The sequence below is a fragment of the Halomonas rhizosphaerae genome (assembly GCF_030012485.1).
Lineage (GTDB): Bacteria > Pseudomonadota > Gammaproteobacteria > Pseudomonadales > Halomonadaceae > Halomonas > Halomonas rhizosphaerae.
Genome location: NZ_JASCQQ010000024.1, coordinates 61,579 through 77,804 on the forward strand (window position 1 = coordinate 61,579; position 16,226 = coordinate 77,804).

A 16,226-nucleotide genomic window follows, 5' to 3' on the forward strand; every position below is an offset into this window, starting at 1 on the left:
CATTGTTCGCCCCATCCGGCAGATGAGCCGCACCGCATACTGGAACAATTCGACACCAGCCATTTTCAACTAGCCTCTGCCAGCAGCGACGATGACCGTTTCTTCGACTCAGAGATTGGCAGGACGAATCCGGGTCCAGCGCTAGCATCTATTATAACCCTATAACTGTCGCTCTAACCAGATACCTATGATCTACCGAAAGGAATCGGCACAGGCCGTAATTGAATCGTTTCAGATCATGCCGATATTTATCAGGAATTTTCATTTCCTAGGTTGATTAAGATCTGCTTCTGCGGTGGAACCGTGGGCATTCTCTTCCGCCAACCAATCCAGAACATCCTTAAGCCGATAACGAATAGATCGCCCACGTCGAACAAACCGTGGAGCCGACTTTCCCAACAAGATTCCAGTACAACGAGATTTAATTCGGCAGCGGGTGCTGCTGGAACCAACCCCGGAAAAACAGATTTCTCTGACAACTCAATGAGACTGGGACCCATACCAGAAGAATGGAGTGATAGAGCATCTTGTAGTAGACGGTCACTAGCACCCTCTTCATGCCGCATAAAAAGCCTCCAAAACAATGAAACCAGATAGAAGATCATTTACATACCACTTGCCGGCATCATACCCCATCACAGGCAAACCTGACGGCTCAACAAACAAGTGCCGACACCTTCTTTTCGCGCCTTCAGGAAGGCTTCTCGAAAACAGCGAATGAAAATTGCATTCACCACTCCGAAAATGTACTGACCTGATCTTTTTAAACCTAAACTTCAAACGGAATTCACTACACAATTCTCCCGCTATAAAGTATCACCTCATTCACTTCACCCTCAAAATTCACTCCACCTCCATCCCATGCCTTTTATGGGACTGACCCTCTATAGGGACACTGAAAGTGATACGGGTGAAATCAATTCAAATAATCCTGATCACTACCCAAGCCCGGTGATGACGGAGCTAGGTGCTCTCTGTGCATGACCGCATCTTCAGAAGATAAGCCTCAGAGACGAGATAGTCCTATATACAGAATAGGGCTATCTATATGAAGCTTACCGGGGCTATCTCTCCAAAGCTTGAGAGTTCATGCCCCTTGCTGCCTACCTGGTCACCCTTCTAACCCCCGAACCGGCACTCTGCTAGCCATTTTCTTGGCCACCCGCCTAGCCACCCGTCTAGCCACCCGCCTAGCCACCCGCCTAGCCACCCGTCTAGCCACCCGCCTAGCCACCCGCCTAGCCACCCGCCTAGCCACCCGCCTAGCCACCCGCCTAGCCACCCGCCTAGCCACCCGCCTAGCCACCCGTCTAGCCACCCGTCTAGCCACCCGTCTAGCCACCCGCCTAGCCACCCGCCTAGCCACCCGCCTAGCCACCCTCCTAGCCACCCACCTAGCCACTATCATAGAGACACATTTGAGCCCTGAAAAAACTGGTCTTTTAACCAAACGACATCCTAACCACTATACTAGTCATCCACCTAAAACCCCCTAGCATGAGTGAGGAAACAATAGTTATGCTGACCATCGTCCAATTGAAGAAAGGCCTCAGACTAAAGTCAAAGTCTTTTTAAATAACCCATAATAAATATTAAAATGCCAAAAAATTACCATATCATCTACACCTCAAAATGGTTATAAACATAAACACAAGACACACCATAAGGAAGCATTACATCTGCAAGGTTAGCAATCAATTCCATTGCCTAAAGCCCATAAAGCACTATCTTGATTTATATTTAACCCAGGATTTATTTTAACTTCCTTTCATATCCCATGCCTTGCAAGAACACCATCGCCGAAAATATCGGCCGCATTATTCATGGAACATGGCAACGTGAAGAAATTATTGCATTAAAAGTATAAATATTATTATGAGCAAACAAGCATCGAGCGCCATCTATGATTAAGATCTACACTGATCTTATTATTCATCTAAACATTAAGCCGCCGGCAGCCCGAAGCTATAATCCGGAAGAGTGGCACAGCAGTCTTATTGACTAGGTGAAGTGTTCAAAAGACCGCTCTCAAGAGCTCATCTGATCAGCGCCCCTAGACAAGAAAAACCTGCCGACAGCACTTGCCATATTTTTCACCCCGGACCGCAATCAGTCGTCATGTAAACATTCCATGGTTGATTCGCATGGGCAGATCGTATACCTGCTGTGTGCTTACTTCGAGAGCTTCTTCTGGAGAACGGCCTTCAAACTGATGGAGCGATTTTGTCATCTATCGCCGTGATCTTTCCCTGTCACTGAATACTTGATCGGCGGCGTTCCATATGTCACTTTTATTGAAAACTCTAGAGCTGAGTAGCCGTCATCAGACATCTCTTGACAAACCTTGAGCTGACTGAGGCCTGAAGGTTCTCTTCAGACGACACGAGAGTAACGTCGTTGCCAGAACGGCGAAGATAAAAAATGCTCCGGGATGGTCAGGGTGTAGCCGCCACGAAGGTAGACAATGATCTCCCACACTGAGCTGCCATATAGGAACGACCACTTTTCAGGCACTCAAGAGCCTCACGAAAGCTTTCTAGGGGCGGGGGGAACCGATCGCGGAGACCCAGCGCACGATATGCGAAGATTCGTTTCAGGGGATCTTCTGTTGATCGTGTCATTGGCGCTCTCTCACCACGCTGTCTGGATCACTCCCATCATAGTTCACTCTCGCCGAACCGATGTCCATTTGCCTTACCTTCAAGTGGAGCATACGATGGGAACGATTCCATATGCAGATTTCCAACGATGCCAACCGACCACAAACACTCGACGATCCTCGAGGTCGCGCGTGAGGCCGGCGTCTCCAAGACCAGCGTTTCCCGCTACTTCACTGATGAACGTGAGCGCCTCTCGCCGGGCATGCAGACACGCATCGCCGCCGCTGCTCAGCGTCTGGGCTACCACCCCAATCAGATCGCCAGGAGCCTCAAGGGCGGTCACTCGGGGTTGATCGGCATGCTGGTGGCCGACATTCGCAATCCCTTCTCGGTGGCCATCATGCATGGCGTGGAACAGGCCTGCCGCGAACGCGGCCTGTCGTTGATGGTCTGCAACACCGACAACGACCCGGCCCAGGAGCGCGAACACCTCGCCTTGCTCGCCTCCTACCGGGTTGAGGGCCTGGTGATCAATGCTGCCGGTAGTCCGGATCACGATCTTCAAGCTTGGGTGGACGAGGGCATCCCCCTGGTATTGCTGGACCGGGAGCTGAACGACGCCGAGGTCGTGGGCCTCGACAATGCCCGGGCCGTCGACCTCGCCCTGGACCACCTCCAGGCTCAGGGGTATGGCGATCTTCTCTACCTCAGCGAGCCGCCGGAGCAGGCCAGTCCTCGTCGGGTGCGTCTGACATGCTTCCTGCAGGGGGGGGGGGGCGGCTCGTGACCTGGGCGGCGAGGCTCATTGCCAGCCACTGGAGCGCGGAGCCCTGCAGCGCGCCATCGGCGACTTCCTGGCTCGTCCCGGCACGCGGCCCCGTGCGCTGCTCTGCGCCAACGGCACCGCCACCCTGGCGGCGACCCGGGCCCTGCAGGCCCTCGGCGCCCGTCTCGGCGAGACCGGCCTGATAGGCATCGACGAGCTCGACTGGTGCGAGCTGGTTACCCCGGGCATCACGACGCTGGCCCAGCCCACCGATGCGATCGGCCGTGCCGCCGTGGCATGCCTGGTGCCCTCTCACGGCGCTGGGGCTACCACAGTGTTACGTCGCCATGCACCCGAGTTGATCGCCCGCGGTTCGACCCGACGTCCGCCGCCATGAGTTCGTCTCAGCTCCCGGCAATGACACGCCAGCGACCACCCACCTGACTGCGAGGTTCTCCATGCCCGTCCATGCTTCTTCCGCCCCCGAACTCCTCACCTTCGGCGAGGCCATGGCCATGTTCGTTGCCGAGAGCCCGGGCGAGCTGGCCGAGGTCGAACACTTTCAGCGTCACATCGCCGGTGCCGACACCAACGTCGCCATCGGCCTGGCCCGCCTGGGCTTTCACGTCGGCTGGTTGAGCCGGGTCGGCGACGACGGCTTCGGCACCTTCATTCGTCGCACCCTGGAGGCCGAGGGACTGGACTGCCGACATCTGAGCAGTGACCCCGACCACCCCACCGGCCTGCTGTTCAAGGAGCGAGCGCTGGCAGGGGCCGATCCCCGGGTCACCTACTTCCGTCACGGCAGCGCCGCCAGCCACCTGGCCCCCGCCGATGCCGAGACCGTCGACTTCCGGGCCTTGCGCCACCTGCACGCCACCGGCATCCCGCCCGCGCTCTCGCCCAGTGCCCGGGCACTGTCGGGACACATGCTCACCCGGGCGCGCGATGCCGGCGCCAGCGTCTCCTTCGACCCCAACCTGCGCCCCGGCCTGTGGCCGAGCGAGACCGAGATGCGCGACACCCTGAACGAGCTGGCCGCCCATAGCGACTGGGTGTTGCCCGGCCTGGCCGAGGGACGCCGGCTCACCGGCCGGGACAGCCCCGAGGCCATCGCCGACTTCTACCTGGAGCGCGGCGCCCAGGCCGTCATCATCAAGCTGGGGCCCGAGGGCAGCTACTATTGCGGCACCCTGGGCGGCCGGCAGGAGAGCTTTACCCTGCCGGGCTTTGCGGTCGACGACGTGGTGGATACGGTGGGGGCCGGCGACGGTTTCGCAGTGGGCGTGGTCAGCGCCCTGCTCGACGGCCGCTCGCCCCGGGAGGCGGTCCGCCGCGGCAACCTGATCGGCTCGTTGGCGGTGCAGGTGGTGGGCGACATGGAGGGGCTACCCAGTCGCGCCCGTCTCACAGCGCTTGAAGCCGAACTGCCTGCCCGATAGACACCCGGCCCATCGCCTCAAAGAAGCCTGAACCATGAAGAAGCGTATCCTGGCCTATGGCCGCCTGAACGATGACCAGCTGGCCCAGCTTGGCCAGGACTTCGATGTCCAGGCCTTTCCAGCCCTGGCTTCCGCCGACGACCCGGCCTTTCGGGCCGCGCTATCCGACGCCCACGGCCTCATCGGCGCCAGCCTGGCCATCACCCCCGAGCTGCTCGACGCCGCACCCCAGCTCGAAGCCATCGCCACCATCTCGGTGGGCTACGACAACTACCCGGTCGAGGCGCTGACCCGTCGCGGCATCCTGCTGTGCAACACCCCGGACGTGCTTACCGAGACCACCGCCGACACCGGCTTCCTGCTGATCATGGCCGCCGCCCGGCGCGCCGTGGAGCTCGCTGACCTGGTAAAGCGCGGCGACTGGCAAGCGGGGATCGGTCCCGAGCACTTCGGCAGCGACGTCCACGGCAAGACCCTGGGGCTGATCGGCTTCGGACGCATCGGCGCCGCCATCGCCCGGCGCGGCGCCCTGGGCTTCGGCATGCGCGTCCTCTACTCGAACGCCTCCCCCAAGCCCGATCTCGAGCGCGAACTGGGGGCGGAGCGGCGCGAGATGGAGGCGCTGCTCGCCGAGGCGGACTTCGTCTGCGTCACCGTGCCCCTCACCGCCGAGACCGAGCACCTGATCGGCGAGCGAGAGTTTGCCCTGATGAAGCCATCGGCGATCTTCGTCAACATCGCCCGCGGCAAGGTCGTCAACGAGGCGACGCTCATCGAGGCGCTGGAGATGGGGCGCATTCGCGCCGCCGGCCTGGACGTCTTCGAGCAGGAGCCGCTGTCGCCGGAGTCGCCGCTGCCGCACATGACCAACGTGGTGGCCCTGCCGCATATCGGCTCGGCAACTCACGAGACGCGCACCGCCATGGCCCAGCGCGCCGTGGACAACCTGATTTTGGCGCTCAGGGGTGAGCGCCCGCTCAACCTGGTCAATGACGCAGCCTGGCGGCTCGCATGACCCCGCCCTCTGCCTGGGATCCAGCGTAGCTTTTCCTTGATCACCCAGGCAACGCCGGTGGCCCCCTGATCGGCTACCAACTCCTGGAGGGCGGCGATCTGCTTGACCGTCAGCTTGCCGCCATGAGCCCAGCCATGCAGGTGTGTCATGCCATGCGAATAGCGGCCTCACGCTCGTCATCCTCCTTTTCCTGACCTGGATCATGTCGCTGCTGCGGCAGGGTGCCTATCCTTTTCATGCACAATATATGGTGTTTTTTATAGACATCGACACCATATGTAGATATCCAGCCAGTGAAGGAGCCCTCCATGGGAAGCCCGCAGCCCGGCACCGTCAGGGTGGCGTCGACGGTCAACGAATACCTGCAGCGTGCCGACTGGCGCGTCAATGCCAACGCCAACCAGGGCTACTCCCTGGGCGGGTTGATCCTCAACGCCTCCGGCAAGCTGATCGCCAACTACTGGCTCAACGAGGTCTACCCCGCCGCGGTAGGCGAGGCCCATCGCGAGGGCGACCTGCATATCCACGACCTGGACATGCTCAGCGGCTACTGCGCCGGCTGGTCGCTGCGCACCCTGCTGGTCGAGGGCTTCAACGGGGTGCCTGGTCGGGCGGAGAGCGCGCCGCCCCGCCACCTCTCCAGCGCGCTGGGGCAGATGGTCAACTTCCTCGGCACCCTGCAGAACGAGTGGGCCGGCGCCCAGGCGTTCAGCTCCTTCGATACCTACCTGGCGCCCTTCGTGCGCCTCGACCGGCTCGACTACCCGGCGGTGAAGCAGGCGCTGCAGGAGTTCATCTACAACCTCAACGTGCCCTCGCGCTGGGGCAGCCAGACGCCGTTCACCAACCTCACCTTCGACTGGACCTGCCCGGCGGACCTGCGCGACCAGGTGCCGGTCATCGGCGGGGCGGAGCAGCCCTTCACCTACGGCGAGCTGCAGGCCGAGATGGACCTGCTCAACCGCGCCTACCTGGAGGTGATGGAGACGGGCGACTGCCGCGGCCGGGTATTCACCTTCCCGATCCCCACCTACAACATCACGCATGACTTCGACTGGAAGAGCGACAACGCCGAGCGGCTCTTCGCGCTGACCGCCCGCTACGGGCTGCCGTACTTCCAGAACTTTCTCAACTCGGACCTGGAGCCGCACATGGTGCGCTCCATGTGCTGCCGGCTGCAGCTCGACCTCAGCGAGCTGCTCAAGCGCGGCAATGGCCTGTTCGGCAGCGCCGAGCAGACCGGCTCGCTGGGCGTGGTGACGATCAACTGTGCGCGTCTGGGACATCGTTTCGCCGGCGACCGGGCGGGGCTCTATGCCGAACTGGACCGGCTGCTCGAACTGGGCCGCGACAGCCTGGAGATCAAGCGCGACTGCATCCAGCGGTGGATGGACGACGGCCTCTACCCCTACAGCCGGCGCTACCTGGGGACCCTTCGCAACCACTTCTCCACGCTGGGCGTGAACGGGCTCAACGAGATGGTCCGCAACTTCTTCGAGGACCGCTTCGATATCGCCGCCCCCGAGGGGCAGCAGCTCGCCCTGGAACTGCTGGAGCATGTTCGCGAGCGGATGCGTGAGTTCCAGGAGGACACCGGCCACCTCTACAACCTGGAGGCGACCCCGGCCGAGGGCACCACCTACCGCTTCGCCAAGGAAGACCGCAAGCGCTTCCCCGGCATCCTGCAGGCCGGCACGCCGGAGGCGCCCTACTACACCAACTCCAGCCAGCTGCCGGTGGGCCACACCGACGACCCCTTCGAGGCCCTGCTGCACCAGGACCCGCTGCAGACGCGCTATACCGGCGGCACGGTGCTGCACCTCTACATGCGCGAACGCCTCTCCTCGGCCGAGGCCTGCAAGACCCTGGTGCGCACCGCGCTGTCCCGCTTCCGCCTGCCCTACCTCACCGTGACGCCGACCTTCTCGATCTGTCCGGTGCACGGCTACCTGGCCGGCGAACACGAGTTCTGCCCGAAGTGCGACGAGGCGCTTCTGGCACAGCACGCTTCAGTGACCGATGCCACGGCCTGAGGCACCTCTCCCTCGTCACACCCGACCACCATGCAAAAGGAGCATCCCATGCGCCACTCCGTCGAGACCCTGCCCACCGAACAGCGCCAGCGCTGCGAGGTCTGGACCCGGGTGATGGGCTATCACCGCCCGGTCAGCCAGTTCAACCACGGCAAGCAGGCCGAGCACCGCGAGCGTCGGCACTTCAGCGAGTCGACCGCCCACGCATAACGCCATCGCCACCCCTGGCGCCCCGTCGACGCCGGGGCGCCTGCCTGGAAAGCCCCCATGTCTGATTCCGCCCCTCGCTGGCCGCATCTCCCCGTGGCCGGCCTGACCCCCATGACCACCCTGGACTATCCCGACCACCTGGCCGCCGTGATCTTCCTGCAGGGCTGTCCCTTGCGCTGCGGTTACTGCCACAACCCGCAGATGCTCGAACCGAGAAGAGCCAAGCCCGATGAGTGGGCGGAGGTCGAGGCCTTCCTGGGCACGCGCCGGGGCCTGCTGGAAGGGGTGGTGTTCAGCGGTGGCGAGCCCACATTGCACGCCGACCTGCCGCTGGCTGCCGCGCGGGTTCGCGCCCTGGGCTTCAAGGTCGGGTTGCACACCGCCGGCGTCTATCCCCGGCGCCTGGCGGCGATGCTGCCCCATCTCGACTGGGTGGGGCTGGACGTGAAAGGACCCGACGCGCACTTCGACGCCATCGTCGGCAGACCCGGCATGGGCGCCGCCCATCGGGAGAGCCTGGCCCAGCTGCTGGCGAGTGGCATCACATTCGAATGTCGCACCACGGTCCACTGGCGCGACCTCGATCTGGAGGACCTGCACTGCCTGGCGCTGGACCTCGCCTCACAAGGCGTCGAGCGCTATGCCATCCAGGTGGCGCGCACCGGGCAGTGTCTGGACGAAGCCTATGCCCAGCCGGTGACGACGGCCCCCTCGACCGCCGAGCTTCACGAACTCGTGCATCGCCTTAAGCCCGCATTTCGACGCCTGGAGCTTCGTGAATGAGTGACATAACCCGAGTGCCGGGCCGCACCCGACCCCGGGAGCACCTTCACCGCTGTACACCGGCGCCATATGCCGCCTACGCTCAGCGTGTTGCCACTCACCCTCGAGGCCGCCATGTCGGAGATTGCCAATACGCCCGAACCACCCTATTACGCCGTGATCTTCAGTAGCCACCGGACCGAAGGCGACAATGGGTATTCAGCGATGGCCCGCCACATGATGGCGTTGGCCGCGGAGCAGCCGGGATTTCTCGGGGTGGAGTCGGTCAGGGAGGAGTTGGGTATCACGGTCTCGTACTGGGAAAGCCTGGAGGCCATCAAGCACTGGAAGCGAAACGCAGAGCATCTTGAGGCCCAACGGCGAGGGCATCAGCAGTGGTACTCGAGTTTTCGCGTGCGAATTGCCAAGGTCGAACGCGACTACGGCAATTGAACCTCAACGGCCGGGCTCACTTACCATGCCAAAGCTGTTTGCCTACCGCGCTTTCGGGTGAAAGCGCGGTAACGGCCTGCCATGTCGCCAGCAGGCAGGACACGTCAGTCTTCGGTGCGTACCAGCCAGGACTCGACCACCTCGGCGCCGTGCTCTTCCTTCCAGGCCTTCAGTGTCTTCTGGTTGCCGCCGCGGGTCTCTACGACCTCACCCGTATTGGGATTCTTGTAGATCTTCAGCTTGCGCTTGGCACGCCCCGTGCTCGGGCTGCTGGCAGTGCTCTTGGCCCCCGCGGACTTGGGATTCAGCAGGCCGATCACTTCAGACGCGGACTTTCCGAACTCTCGCATCAGCGCTTCTAACTTTTCTTTGAACTCGAGCTCGTTCTTCAGACGCTCATCGTGCTCAAGCGTCTTCAGCTCTTCCTGAAGCTGTTTCAATTGCTGTTCTTTCTCAAGATAGGAATTGAGGATAGACATGGTGTCTCCGCCTTGGGATGAATGCAGAGGCAGTATGATCGGTATTGAAACCTGCTTCAACAAAAGCGATTTAAGCGTGAGCTACCAGACCCTGCCTGAGTTGGTCGACTATGTCCCCTGCAGGTACGCCATGAGCCATGTTACCTAAGGCCAAGTGATCGAGACCCGGTGCTCTATGGAGATAGTTATAGTCTCGAAAATCAAGCATTCGGTACCCTAAAGAAAAAGAGCCTGCGGCCTTCCCCGGAGGAAGTCACGGAGAGTGGCGACCATGGTATGCTCGGTCGTACCCATAACCAGACGCTCCGCCGGGGCCCATCAACGTGATCTCTGCCGACTCTTTTGCCACCGTCGACTCCCAGGCCTGGCACCAGCGCCTAGCCCAGCTGATACGAAACGCCGGGGGTTGCAGTTTTCCCTCTCTGTTAGAGCAGGCCCTCTACGAGCTGGTCGGCTTTGACACCATTCTGATCGATACCTATAAGGGCCAGCAGCTTCAGAGCGATGGTATGCCTGGCCTGCATAGACCGCTACCTACGTGCCGACTTTCCAGACAGAACCTAGGCATTTCGATGGAGCTCACGATGCCTGAGACAGAGCGTGGGTGGGCATGGGCAGCCTGCCTCGCCCCTCCTCTAGAAGAACCGTTGGTCCTTTCTCGAGCGACTTCCCGTACAATGCGTCGCTTCGCTTCTTCGCGTCATTCTGCCTGGAGATCCACCAATGACGCTGAAAACCCTGTGCATTCGCCTGGCAATGGCCATTGTCGTCCCGGTCGTGCTGGTGACAGCCACCCTATACCCGATCTTTCGGGCCCACCTTGATGCCCGGCTCGAGGGCGCCCAGGCCGGCGCCCAGGCAATGCTGGAAGCAGGGCAAGAATCGCTTCAGCGAGGCATGAACGAAAGCCTCAACCATGCCCTGGCCACGGCTGAGATGTCACTGCTCGATCGCTATCTCAGCCACGTGGGGGAAACCCACTCGCCTTATCAAGCCGATACCAAGCAGCTTACCACTGAGCGGCTATCATCACTGTTCGAGACTCTGCTGACTCACTATGGACGCTACACCAAACTGGTCCTGATCGACCCGCAAGGACATGAGCTGCTGCATGTCAGCCATGGCCAGCAGCGACAACAGCGATCACCCGCGGTCTCTCATGCCGATACCGAATATTTTCGGGAGGCCATGACGCTGTTTCCCCGCGACCTCTACGTCTCGCCCCCCGGCCGCAACCTGCGCTATGAGAATGCCGGCGACAATGTGGTGCCAGTGGTCAACATTGCGACCCCGGTGTTCGATGCTCAGGGAGAGCGCAAAGGCGTTCTGTTGTTCAGCCTGGATTGGCAGTATCTGACCGCCGGTCTGCGCCATGTCATGTCCATCGACGAAAGTGCCGAGCCCCTCCTGGTGGACGCCCGGGGCACCTGGTTGCTGGCCGATACGGAAGGGCCTATGCGCTTCGGGAGAAGTTTCTCAGCCGAGTCTCCCGATGCCTGGGAGGTTCTATCGCAGCGTAACCGCGGACAGGCAGATCTCGGGAATCGTCTGCTGTTGTTCCAGGCGGAAGACATCCGCACCCAGAACTACCGTAGCCAGGCTGGCATGGTGTATAGCTTGCCGGGGTATAACCCCTGGCGGCTGGGCATCATGCTCCCCAAACCCAGCCTCGGGACACTGCTGTCGCAGGACCGTGCCCCCCTGCTGATCATGACCTTGCTGTATGGCCTTTCCATCACCTTTGGCGTGTTCTGGGCCCTGAGCAGTCATCGACAAGGCGTCCTGAAGCAGCAAGCCCAGCGGCATGCCAGAGAGATACGTGACCTCTATGAGCATGCCCCCTGCGGCTATCACTCGCTGGATGCCGAAGGTCGCATCGTCAAGATGAACCGCACCGAGCTGAACTGGCTGGGTCATCGTGCCGAGGAGGTGATCGGCAAGGTGCACTATCGAGACTTCATCACCCCTGGGACGCGCGAGGCCTTCGATGAAGCCTTTCTCGGGGTCCTGGGACCCGATCAGGAGGGCTCGGCCGAGTGCGAACTGATCACCCGGCGCGGAGAGACACTCCCGGTCGTCATCCAGGCCTCGGCCTACACCACGCGCCGCGGATTCGTGCACTCCCGCGCCATGGTCTTTGACCTGAGCGAACGCAAGCAGATGGAAGAAACGCTGGCTCGCCAGGCGATGACCGATCCGCTGACAGGCCTCGGCAATCGGCGTTACCTACAGGACCAGGCGGCCATGGAAATCGGCCGGGCGAAGCGTAGCGGGGAGCCACTCAGTCTGATCGCCATCGACCTGGACCACTTCAAACGCATTAACGATACGTACGGCCACGACGGGGGGGATCTGGTATTGCAGGCCTTCGCCAGACAGGCCAGAAAACTGCTGCGCGAGGGAGATGTGTTGTGCCGGATGGGTGGTGAGGAATTTGCCGTCCTGCTCCCCAACACCCCCAAGGCTCAGGCCATGCAGGTCGCCGAACGATTGCGTACCGCGCTGGAAGCCTCACCGGTGGTCGTCGGCCACGACGTCACCGTAGACAGCGGGTTATCTTATACCGCGTCTCTAGGCGTAACGCTGGTCATGGCCGAAGAGGCCTCGCTGAAGCCCGCCATCAAACGTGCCGACCAAGGACTCTACGCGGCCAAGGAGGCGGGGCGTAACCAGACGCATTGGCAGGCGGTGTGAGGTAGGGTTTAACCTGCCAGGTTCAGGCAGGTCAGCATGCTTCTCTGTATTGAGATGCCACCAAGGACGGAATTTTCCTGCCAAAACGATTGCTCTGCTAAATAAAGAGTATATAGTTTATTACTATAGAGAAAAAAGACCCATGTCATTGATGTCGGTCAATAAAAACCAATGTCGCATGCGCAGGTGTCTCAAATGGCCGTCCCCGCTCTATATGAAAATCCCTCGGCGAACGTAATTCGCTCGCTGCTACAGCACGCGCATGAGCTATCGGTGTATGCCAAGGACATGCCCTACCCCTTGAAAGCAGAGGTAGCAGAACTGGACCTGAGTACCGGCCGCCTGGTGCTTGAGGTGGAGTATGCCGGCTCGGACATCGAGCGGTATCTGGGACGCGGCGGCCTGAGCTTCGACCTGGAGGCGCTGAAGGGGCCGCAGGCTATCGAGCGCGAGACCTACAGCCTCAGTAACGTCGCCGCCAAGCTAATCAAGATCGACAGTACGCTGTATCGCCTGGAATGCCAGCTCCCGGAGTCGGTCTTCATCCCCGAGAACCGGGGGGCGGTCCGCATTCCGTTCATACTCGGCATGCAGGCCCGCGTCAGCCTCGAAGTCTACCTCCATGAGCTCAATGTGCCGGGCCGGCTGCGTAACCTGTCGGTTGGTGGCTGCATGGTCGACATCGACCTGTCGGAGAGCATCGCGATCAGCGTGAATCAGGACATACCCGGGGTGACCCTAGAATTCCCCAACGGCGAGAGCTTCTTCGCTGAAGGCAAGGTCCGCCATATCCGCCCCTTCGGGAACCATGGCTACGCGGCAGTCGGCGTTCAGTTCATTAACTTGTCGACGTCCCAGACGGAGTCCCTGTTCAGGTATGTGAATGAATCGGAGCGGGAGGCTGCCTACCGTACCGGATCCAATGACAAGCTGACCTATCATTCGCCCCTATTCATCCCAGGCGCCAAGGAGAAGAAGATTCTGCAGCGAGAGGCTCAGGAGCGTGAGAAGCGCGCTCGCCAGTCGCCCATGGAGCGCGGTGTGATGGACGTGGCCCATCAGCTCCAGGTGGGGTTGATGTACATGAAGAACCGCAACCTGTTCCCTGGCGAGATCTTCTACGATTGCGTCGACACCCTGCGCTACCTGGTGGAGCAGGACCGCAAGGCATTTCTGTATGCCCTCGCGTTCCTGCGGGATGAACCGGACTGGGTCAGGCATGCCGTCCAGGTGGCCGGACAGCTGGCCCATGTCATGCTTACCCGTGACCCTCATGACCCCCAGGTGCGTGAGGCCGTGCTGGGCGCCTTGCTGCACACCATGGGCAAGCCTCTGCTGATCAGCGCGCAGCTGCCATCCCTCAAGGTGAACATGAACCCGGCGCAGAAGACGATTCTCAGGGGCCATGTGACAGTGTTGCGCGATAAGTTGCGTGAACTGGGTTGGGAGCCGAGCCCCACCTGCTGCGATGTGATCGAAAATGCCAACGAGCATCTGGACGGCTCTGGCTACCCGGCCGGCAAGCGCGGCGAGCAGCTCTCGGAGCTGATTCGTCTGTTCGCGGTGATCAAGGCGATCGACAAGCTGATGCATGAACGCAACGGCGTGCCGCCACGCACACCGCTCGACGCCTACCGCAGGATCCATGAGGCGGATACGGCCTATGACAAGACGGTGCTGGTGGAGTACATCCAGGTGTATGGCCTGTACCCGATCGGCAGCCTGGCCAAGTTCTCGGGGGGCTTCCTTGCCTGGGTCATGGACATCGACGGCAAAGGCATGCCGAGTCAGGTTCACGTCGTCAAGAATCTGCGCTTTCCTGACACCAACATCAGCAGCGTGCTCACCAAAGGCGACTTCTCGCAGATCGGCAAGCTCGAGGATATCGTCAACCCCGTGGATTACGGGGTAAAGGTTATCAAGGTATAGAAACTTTTCCCCGTGGCCGAAAAGCCCCCTGGCGGCAAGAAGCGTTCAGGGGGAAAAAGCATCTTGCAAGGATGCGCCCCTTGGCCGAGGGCGGTGCCAAGGTAGCGAGCAGTGTCATTGCGCCTGTCCTATCGACAGTTGCCGGCAACCCTACTCACCCAGGTGAACCGGTTGACACTCCCCGAGGAATTCAATGAGACGCCCGAGTGGCATGGGACGGGCAAAGTAAAAGCCCTGGAAGAGATCGCAGCCATGCTTCATCAGCAGGCGGTGCTGGTCCTCATGCTCGATACCTTCAGCGACCACCTTGAGCCCGAGGTGGTGCGCCATGGAGATGATGCCCTGGATGATCGCCGCATCCTCTGCACTGTGGGTGGCCTCACTGATGAAACTGCGGTCGATCTTGACCGTGTCGATGGGCAGGTTCTTGAGGTAGCTGAGGCTGGAGAAGCCGGTCCCGAAGTCGTCGATGGCGACGCCCACCCCCATGCCTTTGATGGCATGCAGGATGTCGATGGCACTGTCGGTATCGTTCATCAGCACGCCTTCGGTCAGCTCCAGGGACAGTTTCGGCGCCGGTAAGCCAGTGACGGCCAGGGTCTGTCGCAGGTTGTCGAGAAAGCTCGAGCGGTGGAACTGCAGCGGAGAGAGGTTGACGGCGACATTCAGGCTGCCCTGCCCCGCCTCGTCGAGCATTCGCAGGTCGTGGCAGGCCCTCGCCAGCACCCACTCGCTGATCGGGATGATTTGGCCGGTCTCCTCGGCCAGGGGAATGAACTGTGCCGGAGAGACATAGCCGCGGATGGGATTTGGCCAGCGCAACAGCGCCTCCACGCCCATTACCCTTTCCTGCCGGTCGATCAAGGGCTGGTAGTGCAGCTCGAAGGCCTGCACATCGATCGCCTCCTGGAGCTCGTTGCGCAGCGCGACGCGATCTCCCAGCCGATGCGTGATCTCGGGGGTGAACCACTGGTAGGCGTTGCGGCCTTGCTGCTTGGCCCGGTACATGGCCATGTCGGCCTGCTGGATGAGCTCGATGGGCTGGGCAACCTCCGCACTGCTGACGGCGATGCCAATGCTGCACGACAGCGACAGTTCATGCTCGCCGACCCGATAGGGCCGTGCAATGAGCGTCAGCAGCCGCTCCGCCACCTGCAGCGCCTGCTCCTCGTTGTGCAGGTCCGGCAGCAGCACCACGAACTCGTCGCCGCCCAGGCGCGCCAGGGTATCGCCCGCGCGCATCGCCGCGGTCAGGCGCTGTGAGACCCCCAGCAGCAGCTGGTCCCCGATGGCATGGCCCAGGCTGTCATTGATGGGCTTGAACTCATCGAGGTCGACGAAGAGGACCGCCAGCAAGTGTCCCTGACGCCTTGCCAGTTCGAAATCATGGACCAGCCGATCCTCGAGCAACGCGCGGTTTGCCAACCCGGTCAAGGCATCATGGCTGGCGTGATAGGCCAGGCGGGCCTCATAGGCCTTGTATTCGGAGATATCCTGCTGGATGCCCACATAGTGGGTGACCTGCCCCTCCTCATCGCGCACCGGGGCAATGTAGAGATCGTTCCAGAAGGGGGTGCCGTCCTTGCGATAATTGCACAGGGTGACATGCACCTCGCGCTTTTGAGCCAGCTGCTGGCGAAGCTGCTCAACCACCGCCATGTCGGTCTCGGTGCCCTGCAGGAAGCGACAATTGCGGCCGATGATCTCTTCGCGTGTATAGCCCGTCATGCGCTGGAAGGCGTCGTTGACATAGATGATCGGCAGATCGGGCTCGCCTGCGTCAGCGATCAGCACCCCGTTGACGCTGGCTTCCACGCCGCGCTCGAGGATCCGCAGCCGGGTC

The 16,226-nt window shown here is 61.1% G+C and carries 11 protein-coding genes and 1 pseudogene; 9 read left to right on the forward strand and 3 right to left on the reverse strand.

Annotated features, from left to right (window positions below; translation table 11 throughout):
• Window positions 1-251: 251 nt before the first annotated feature.
• Window positions 252-605 (reverse strand): hypothetical protein, encoded by a 354-nt coding sequence (locus QLQ86_RS10285; RefSeq protein ID WP_282816850.1) that lies wholly within the window; start codon window positions 603-605, stop codon window positions 252-254.
• A 2,143-nt stretch (window positions 606-2,748) separates the two neighbouring features.
• On the opposite strand from QLQ86_RS10285, the gene QLQ86_RS20105 reads away from it, so the two are divergent.
• The 7 genes and pseudogenes from QLQ86_RS20105 to QLQ86_RS10315 all read left to right on the forward strand — a co-directional run bounded on the left by QLQ86_RS20105 (window position 2,749) and on the right by QLQ86_RS10315 (window position 9,281).
• Window positions 2,749-3,387 carry a LacI family DNA-binding transcriptional regulator gene (locus QLQ86_RS20105; RefSeq protein WP_326521279.1) on the forward strand — a complete coding sequence of 213 codons (639 nt, stop codon included), beginning with the start codon at window positions 2,749-2,751 and terminating at the stop codon, window positions 3,385-3,387.
• Between the two features lie 124 nt (window positions 3,388-3,511).
• On the forward strand, window positions 3,512-3,763 hold the full coding sequence (locus QLQ86_RS20110; RefSeq protein WP_326521280.1) for a substrate-binding domain-containing protein: 252 nt from the start codon (window positions 3,512-3,514) through the stop codon (window positions 3,761-3,763).
• A gap of 61 nt (window positions 3,764-3,824) precedes the next feature.
• Complete coding sequence (locus tag QLQ86_RS10295) at window positions 3,825-4,808, forward strand: sugar kinase (RefSeq protein WP_282816851.1); 984 nt, start codon at window positions 3,825-3,827, stop codon at window positions 4,806-4,808.
• A 34-nt stretch (window positions 4,809-4,842) separates the two neighbouring features.
• The gene (locus QLQ86_RS10300) at window positions 4,843-5,823 is read left to right on the forward strand and encodes a 2-hydroxyacid dehydrogenase (RefSeq protein WP_282816852.1); all 981 of its coding nucleotides are present in this window, start codon (window positions 4,843-4,845) and stop codon (window positions 5,821-5,823) included.
• A gap of 308 nt (window positions 5,824-6,131) precedes the next feature.
• Window positions 6,132-8,066, forward strand: a pseudogene (locus QLQ86_RS10305) (ribonucleoside triphosphate reductase).
• Window positions 8,067-8,123: 57 nt separating this feature from the next.
• On the forward strand, window positions 8,124-8,849 hold the full coding sequence (locus QLQ86_RS10310) for an anaerobic ribonucleoside-triphosphate reductase activating protein (protein WP_282816853.1): 726 nt from the start codon (window positions 8,124-8,126) through the stop codon (window positions 8,847-8,849).
• Window positions 8,850-8,963: 114 nt separating this feature from the next.
• The gene (locus tag QLQ86_RS10315; protein ID WP_282816854.1) at window positions 8,964-9,281 is read left to right on the forward strand and encodes an antibiotic biosynthesis monooxygenase family protein; all 318 of its coding nucleotides are present in this window, start codon (window positions 8,964-8,966) and stop codon (window positions 9,279-9,281) included.
• Between the two features lie 104 nt (window positions 9,282-9,385).
• Here QLQ86_RS10315 and QLQ86_RS10320 read toward each other — a convergent pair whose 3' ends face one another.
• Window positions 9,386-9,760, reverse strand: a complete 375-nt coding sequence (locus QLQ86_RS10320) for a histone-like nucleoid-structuring protein, MvaT/MvaU family (RefSeq protein ID WP_282816855.1) — start codon at window positions 9,758-9,760, stop codon at window positions 9,386-9,388.
• 723 nt (window positions 9,761-10,483) lie between these two features.
• Here QLQ86_RS10320 and QLQ86_RS10325 point away from each other — a divergent pair.
• A complete protein-coding gene (locus QLQ86_RS10325; protein WP_282816856.1) occupies window positions 10,484-12,454 on the forward strand; it encodes a diguanylate cyclase in 1,971 nt (656 codons plus the stop codon).
• Window positions 12,455-12,649: 195 nt separating this feature from the next.
• Window positions 12,650-14,383, forward strand: a complete 1,734-nt coding sequence (locus tag QLQ86_RS10330) for a PilZ domain-containing protein (RefSeq protein ID WP_282816857.1) — start codon at window positions 12,650-12,652, stop codon at window positions 14,381-14,383.
• A 150-nt stretch (window positions 14,384-14,533) separates the two neighbouring features.
• Here the strand turns inward: QLQ86_RS10330 and QLQ86_RS10335 are convergent.
• Window positions 14,534-16,226, reverse strand: a 1,693-nt coding sequence (locus tag QLQ86_RS10335) for a putative bifunctional diguanylate cyclase/phosphodiesterase (protein WP_282816858.1), incomplete at its 5' end; no start/stop codon positions are given.

What these genes read in the sequence shown, in the direction of transcription:
- QLQ86_RS10285 (WP_282816850.1), bottom strand. Translation starts at nt 605, where the DNA reads ATGATCTTCTATCTGGTTTCATTGTTTTGGAGGCTTTTTATGCGGCAT.
- QLQ86_RS20105 (WP_326521279.1), top strand. Translation starts at nt 2,749, where the DNA reads ATGCCAACCGACCACAAACACTCGACGATCCTCGAGGTCGCGCGTGAG.
- QLQ86_RS10295 (WP_282816851.1), top strand. Translation starts at nt 3,825, where the DNA reads ATGCCCGTCCATGCTTCTTCCGCCCCCGAACTCCTCACCTTCGGCGAG.
- QLQ86_RS10300 (WP_282816852.1), top strand. Translation starts at nt 4,843, where the DNA reads ATGAAGAAGCGTATCCTGGCCTATGGCCGCCTGAACGATGACCAGCTG.
- QLQ86_RS10310 (WP_282816853.1), top strand. Translation starts at nt 8,124, where the DNA reads ATGTCTGATTCCGCCCCTCGCTGGCCGCATCTCCCCGTGGCCGGCCTG.
- QLQ86_RS10315 (WP_282816854.1), top strand. Translation starts at nt 8,964, where the DNA reads ATGTCGGAGATTGCCAATACGCCCGAACCACCCTATTACGCCGTGATC.
- QLQ86_RS10320 (WP_282816855.1), bottom strand. Translation starts at nt 9,760, where the DNA reads ATGTCTATCCTCAATTCCTATCTTGAGAAAGAACAGCAATTGAAACAG.
- QLQ86_RS10325 (WP_282816856.1), top strand. Translation starts at nt 10,484, where the DNA reads ATGACGCTGAAAACCCTGTGCATTCGCCTGGCAATGGCCATTGTCGTC.
- QLQ86_RS10330 (WP_282816857.1), top strand. Translation starts at nt 12,650, where the DNA reads ATGGCCGTCCCCGCTCTATATGAAAATCCCTCGGCGAACGTAATTCGC.